This is a genomic window from Pyxidicoccus fallax, from assembly GCF_012933655.1.
Lineage (GTDB): Bacteria > Myxococcota > Myxococcia > Myxococcales > Myxococcaceae > Myxococcus > Myxococcus fallax.
This window is the reverse complement of record NZ_JABBJJ010000159.1, coordinates 21,371-28,133: the sequence shown is the minus strand read 5'-3', so window position 1 is coordinate 28,133 and position 6,763 is coordinate 21,371. Positions and strand designations below refer to the sequence as shown.

The 6,763-nt window shown below is 74.2% G+C and carries 2 protein-coding genes; both read right to left on the bottom strand.

From position 1 onward, the window contains the following. Positions 1-283: 283 nt before the first annotated feature. Positions 284-5,251, bottom strand: a complete 4,968-nt coding sequence (locus tag HG543_RS29150) for a hypothetical protein (protein ID WP_169348159.1) — start codon at positions 5,249-5,251, stop codon at positions 284-286. Positions 5,252-5,340: 89 nt separating this feature from the next. After that, the gene (locus HG543_RS29145) at positions 5,341-6,615 is read right to left on the bottom strand and encodes a saccharopine dehydrogenase family protein (protein ID WP_169348158.1); all 1,275 of its coding nucleotides are present in this window, start codon (positions 6,613-6,615) and stop codon (positions 5,341-5,343) included. Positions 6,616-6,763: the final 148 nt, after the last annotated feature.

The following is a 6,763-nucleotide window of genomic DNA, read 5'->3' as shown; positions in this document are numbered from 1 at the left end:
CCGTCCTACCCGCCCTGCCCCGTACCGCCCCGTGCTGCCCGCGTCACCCCATAGCAGGCCCCGTGCCGAGCCCGCGCAGTGCCAAGAGCCAAGCAGTTTCAAGCACTTGGAGGCAGGACCCTGGTCGGCACGGCGGAAGGGCCCCTCGGGTCCGGTAAGAAATCGGGTGAACTCTCCGGAGCCCCTTCAGAACCTTCCGTTCGCGCCCCTTGGCTGCTCGCTCCACACGAGGTTCCAACGTCGGATGTGAGCCTCGAACCCACCCCATCCGATGCTCTCGTACTCAATCCCAACCGCGTAGCTGAACGCGTACGCGTTGCATCAGCAACTCCCACTCCCGTCGCTTCAGTGTGGCCAGCACGCGCGCGCTCACGATGGAGAGCCCGGTGAGCGTCATCACCAGGAAGCCGATGCGGTGGTCCCGCAGCCCGGCGTTGAGCAGGTTCGCCACCACGTCCAGCGTGAGGAACAGCGTCCCCAGCGCCAGGTAGGCGCGAATCTGCAGCGCCATTCCCGCCGCCACGCCCAGCAGGCACACCCCACCGAAGACGAGCGCGTACGTCCCATCGGCCGACTCACCCACCCGCAGCGCCAGCTTCGCCGCCGCCGGCACATACAGGAGCAGCCCTCCAATGATGCGCACCGTGTTGCGCGCCGCGTGAGGAAGGCTCGACGTGAAGAGCTGGCTCAGCATCAGCAACAGCAGGCCGAGCGGCGCCAGGTACACCTCCAGCCCTTCCAGCCCGTACGCGAGCGCCGCGATGAGCAGCGCCACGTTGCACGCCGCCGCCGCGAACGCGCCGAACATCCGGCTGCGCTCCACCGCGCCCAGCGCCGCGTACAGCATGCCCGAGCCACCCGCGAGCAGCGCCGCCTCGCCCGTCGCATCCCCCGGCAGCACCAGCGCCACGCCAATGGGCAGCAGCGCCGCGAACCGCCGTGTCGCGGCCTCCACCGGGCGCACCCCCGCCCGACGCGCCAGCACCGTCACACCCACCAGCACGAAGCCCAGCGCCAGCGCGAAGAGCGCGTCATGCTCGGCCCGCAGGCCGGGGGCGTACAGGTTGCGCACCAGCGCGTAGACGCCCACCACCGCCACCTGCACGAAGTACACGTGCCGGCCCGTGTGCTCGCGCCACGCGCAGTGCAGCGACACGCCCACCGCCATGCCAATGGCCGCGATGGCCAGCGGCAGCGAGTCCTCGGAGGCCCGTCCACTCACGGCCAGCACGGCGAGCAGCACGCCGGTCATCACGAGCCACCCGTCCCGTCCCCACCCCAGACCCTCCGCCACGTCTCGCCGGCTCCGCTGCGTCCACCGGGAGGCCAGGTGCGGAAGCAGGGCACTCGCCGCCGCGGCCAGGGCCAGCGACGCCCCGTGCACGGTGAAGAGCACGAAGTACGAGGGCCGGAGGCCGTCGAGGCTCATGCGAATCACGATGGAGGCCATCAGCGCGGAGACGACGGCGCCTCCCGCCACGGTCGACCCGAGGGAGGCGACGAACCCGGCGAACGCCCCGCGCCACTGGAATGCCGCGACGAGCAGCGAGGCCGCGAGCAGGGCCAGCGTCACGGGCAGCGCGGCGGACAGCATCCACGAGCCGCCCATCCCGAGGAACATCCTCCACAAGAGCATGGGGACGGCCAGCACGGGCGAGGTGTCCCCTCCCACGGCCAGCGCGTACATCAGCGCGGCGGCGAAGTAGACGCCCGCGGCCTGCTGGGCGCGCACGCGCGTCGCGCCCGGCTCCAGCCCCCGCTTCCGAGCCACCCAGGGACTGAGCACCACCACGGCGAAGGCCACCGCCGCGAGGACCGGCCCCGGCCAGGACTCCAGGACGGGCACCCGGTGCGCCTGGGCATGGACGAGCAGGAGGAACCCGACCCCGAGCACCGCGCGCCCCTGCTGGCGTGCGCCTCCGAGGAAGAGCACCGCGCCCGTGGCGAAGGCGAGCCCCGCCGACAGCAACCCGGGCTGGAAGAAGGCCGCGGCGCCGACCAGGGCCACCGCCGCGACGGACCACCACCGAAGGGCCCGCTGGAGCGCCTCTTGACGAAGCGCGAGCGCCGCCCCGGAGTACACGAGCCCCGCGGCGGCGATGCCCGCGAAGGCCCGCTGCCACAGGAAGAAGAGCGTGTCCCCCGGAGCGAGCCACGCCTCGGGCTGGAGCCAGTCCAGGACCTGCGAGTCCGCGAGCACCGCGGCGGCGTGCACCCACTGCCCATCGGGTGGCAGCAGCGCCACCAGCGCCGGGCCGAGCAGGTCCTGCCGCGCGGCCCACAGCGCGGCTCCCGGCAGTCCGAGCAGGAGCCCCACCTGCGCCACGAAGACCGAACGGAAGGAAGCGGCGAGCAGCAGCGACAGCAGCGCCGCGCCCAGCAGCGAGAGCGGCGGCACCACGCCCAGCGCGCGAGACGGGTCCGGCATTCCCACGTTCACCGCCAGGCGCACGAGGACCAGGGCCAGGGCGGCCACGCCCGCGTGGGGCACCGCATGGTAGAGCGGGCCGTGGCGCGGGTTCTCCAGCAGCGCGCCGAGCGCGGGCCCGAAGCGCCGCGTCGCCAGGGCCACGCCCCAGAGCGCCATGCCGATGAGCGGCAGGCGCCACGCGGACACGTCCGGGGGCAGCGGCCGGCCCGCGCGGTTGATGATGGCGGTGAGCGCGATGAACCCTCCCGCCACGGCGAGCGTCCCCACCGAGCCGCGCAGGCGCCACACCACGAAGCCGCGCGACACGAACGCCACCACCGCGCTGGCCGTGAGCAGCCCACCCGCGAGCAGCACGCCGGGCCGCTCGATGTCGGAGGGATTGGAGAGCCACTGCGCGAGCGTGAGGGTGGCGGCCACGGCCTGCACGAGCGCCGCGGCGGCGAAGCCATCCAAGAAGAGCGGCAGGCCATGCGCGCCGAACGGCAGGGGGATGATGCCGAGCACCCGCCGCCCCTTCACGCGCACTCCCGCCGAGGGCCCGGCCTGCACGACGACGGCGGGGCCGCGCAGGGCCGCGAGGACCGCGAAACCGAGCGCCACGGACGCGGCGACGAGAGCGGCTCGCGCCGAGCGGAAGTCGGCCACGGTGCCCGTGGCCTGCGCCACCACCAGCCCGAAGCCCGAGGCCGCGAGGAAGGCGACCAGCCGGCTCCCGTCACGCCGCGCGCGAAGCAGCAGCAACATCGCCGCGAGCACCGTGGGCACACAGGCGAGCACGTTCCCAGGGAGCCATGCGAAGAGGGTGGGCAGCTCCGGCGTGACGCCGACGGCCAGCACCACTCCGAGCGACGCCATGCCCAGCGAGAGGTCCTCCAGCGGCCTCAGCTCGTCGCGCTGCCCGGCGCGCCGCATCCAGGCTGCCTGCGCGAGCCCCGCGAGGCCGTAGAGCCATCCCGCCAGTCCGAAGACGCCCAGGGTCGCCCAGCTTCCGTCGAGCTCCGGAACGCCCTCGAGGGCCGCGAGCGCTCCGAAGAGCACGGCGACGCCGCCCAGGTAGTGCAGACCCCGCCAGCGCCAGCGTCCCGCGAGGTGCGCGGCCCCGGCGATGACCAGCCCCGACAGGGCCCTGGCCCCGGCGTCCACGGGGCCCCAACTCCACCCCAGCGGCGTGAAGGCCAGCATCGTCACCAGCGAGCCGACGGCACCCCAGGCCAGCAACCGGAGGCCGGTGCCCCGGAACTCGTTCGCCCACGCGACGAGCATCAGGCCGGAGCACACCGCCGCGGCACCGAAGAGCCACCAGGCCGGCACATCGGGCGCCTGCGTGCGCGCGAGCACCACGCCCGCGAGCACCGCGGCCATGGCCGCCGGATGGACCAGCGCACGGCGTCGGTGCTCCAGCAGATAGAAGAGCCCCGCGGCCGCGGCCGGTGCGAGCACCGACGCCACGTCCACGAGGAAGTCGTCTCCCGGCACGCCGGAGAATGCGCCAAGCGCCCCCGCGAGCGCGCCGCTGGCCACCACCGCGTGCGCCAGCGTCTCCAGCACCGGGCCCGCTCGCGGGTGCGCGTCGCGCACGGCGTCGGAGGTCGCGGCCACCGCCACCACCGCCGCGAGCGCCATCGCCCACAGCGTCATGCCCGCGAACAGGGCACTGCCCGGCTCCAGCGCATCGAAGCCGGAGGGCGCGCTGGCCACGCAGAACAGCGCGAGGCACAGGGCCCCATAGAGCGCCGCGCCCGAGCCGACGAGCGCCGCCATCGCCGAGCCCGCGGCCCGCGAGCGCCACACCGAGGCCCCCAGCGCCACCACGCCCGCGGACGCACAGAGCGCGCGAAGCCAGGGCGCCTCCTCCAAGCCCATCAGCGGGAGGCTCGCGAGGAGCGAGGGAAGCAGCGCCACCGCCAGCGACACGCCGGAAGCCCCATACAGCAGGCGCCCCGCCGACCTCAGCGGGAGGAGCCCCACCCCGGCGACGCCGACCGCGACGGCGACACCCAGGACGGGAGTCAGCGCCACCAGCGCGGACAGCGCGACGAACACCACCGGCAGCAGCGCGAGCCCGATGCCGGCCAGGATGCGTCCGGCCGACAGCGAGCGCCGCGACAGGAACACGCCGAGCCCGATGAAGGCCGCGTGGTAGCCGAAGAGCGCGCCCGTGACGAGGAGCTGCCGGGGCACGCCGCCGAGGGCCCGCCACGCCTCGCGCACGCCCATGAGCGAGCCGCCGAGCACCAGCACCGCGCCGAGGAACCACCAGATGTACTCGTTGAGGCGGGGCGCGCTCGCGGAGCCCTCGTCGAGCGCCACCACGGCCTCCAGCCCCCCACCGATGGAGCCCGCGCCCTGGGCGAAGAGCGCCTGTCCCGAACCCAGCGCCGAGCCGAGGTCATCCTCGCCGGAGTCCCCCGTCCGAGCCCCCGCGCGGCGTCGGGCCGCCTCCTCCCGCTCCGCCTTCGCGGCCTCGTCCAGGGAGCGGGCCAGCGCGGTGCCCCAACCGGGGCGCCACGAGGCGGCCTCGCGCAGCGAGGCGGCGACTTCCTCCGCCCACGCCTCCACCCGGGCGGCGGGGTCCTCCTGCTTCGCGGGAGGCGGAGCGGGGACCTGCGTCTCGGAGGGAACGAGCGACGCCTCCAGCCGTGTCGCCGTGGCGAGGTCCACGAGGCCGTCGGCGCGCCAGCGCTCGATGTGGCGCCGCACCGTCGCCTGCGCGAAGGCTTCGAGGTGGGGATTCGTGGCGGGGACGAGGGCGGCGCCGCACTCCGGGCACGAGGCCCCTGATTCATCGGCGCGGACCCGCGCGCAGGCTGGACAGAGCATTTCCGTCACAGCATAGCGCCAGCCCTCCCCCGCCCAGCCAGGGGCCGCCCTCCAGCAGCCTCGTTTGAGGCCCTAATACACTGACACTTTCAGTTCGTTGAGGCGGGTGCCAGCTCCTCCACCTCGAAGGTCATGTCCGCCCGGCGCAGCCGCTCCACCAGCTTCATGCCCATGCACGAAGCGGGGGTGAGCACGCCGCCCGTGGTGGGCACGTCATCGAAGGCGAGGCTGAGCGCGGCCTCGGCGAGCATGCGCGAGGTGGCCGCGTAGCCCGGGTCTCCCTTCGCCGCCACCTTGCCCTTCAGCTTCACCTCGCGGCCGGTGCGCGGCGACAGGCCCTCGCCCCGCAGCTGCGCCACGAAGTAGCCCCGCTCCCGCTGCTCCGCCGAAGGCCCCTGCCCCGGCGCGGGCAGCACCTTCGTCTCCAGCAGCTTGCGCAACGGCTTCACCTGCAGGGAGGCGAGCAGGCCGCCCAGCCCCGCCGTCATGCTCGCGGCGCGCGCCAGCCCCTTCGGTCCCGCGCCGTAGGCCGCCACCTCCGTGTAGAGGAAGTCCCGGCCCCACGGGTAACCGAGCAGCGCATGACTGCGCCGCACCACGCGCGTGTTCACCGAGGCCATCACGAAGGGCCCCATCCACTGGCCCAGCTCCTCGTTGTAGCGCACCGTCATCAGGTCGCGCTCGGCCGGGTTGCGCGGCTGCTTCGGGTCCGGGTCCAGCGCGTGCGGGTTGACGAGGATGCGCCGCACCGACGGGTCCACCATCGCCTCCTCCACCGCCTGGAACATGCTGGCGAAGGTGCCGCCGCTGGCGCCCGCGCGCATGGGGCCCATCGCGAGCCGCACGGTGCGCAGGTGCCCGCCATGCTTCTCGCGCATGTGCTCCTGCATCATCAGCACGCCCAGGTCCGACGGAATCGAGTCGAAGCCGCAGGTGTGGACGATGCGCGCGCCCGTCGCGCGGGCCTGGTCGTGGTGCGCGTCAATCATGCGCCGCATCCACTGCACCTCGCCCGTCAGGTCGCAGTAGTCCGTGCCGGCGCGGGCACAGGCCGCCACCAGCTCGCTGCCGTAGCGCGCGTAGGGCCCCACCGTGGTGCACACCACCTTCGTGCGCGCCACCAGCGCGTCCAGCGACGCCGCGTCCTTCGCGTCCGCCTTCAGCAGCGGCAGCTCCGCGCATCCGGGCACCTGGGCGGCCAGCCCCCGGCGCACCTCCTCCAGCTTCCCGAGGTCCCGTCCCGCCAGCGCCCACTTCGCGCGGTGGGTGTCTCGCGTCCGGGCGAGGTACTCGGCGACGAGGCGGCCGGTGAAGCCGGTGGCGCCCCACAAGACGATGTCGAACTCCGCAGCGGGCTTGCTCATGGGGCCGGCACTCTGGCCGTGTGCCCCCACCACTTCAACCTCCACGTGCAGCCCCTCCCGGGCGGGATGTTGCCTCCCGCGCGCTTCGGAACCTGACACCGGAGTCGCGGTTCCCCCTCGGGCCACGCGGGCCTCCCCACGGCTATGC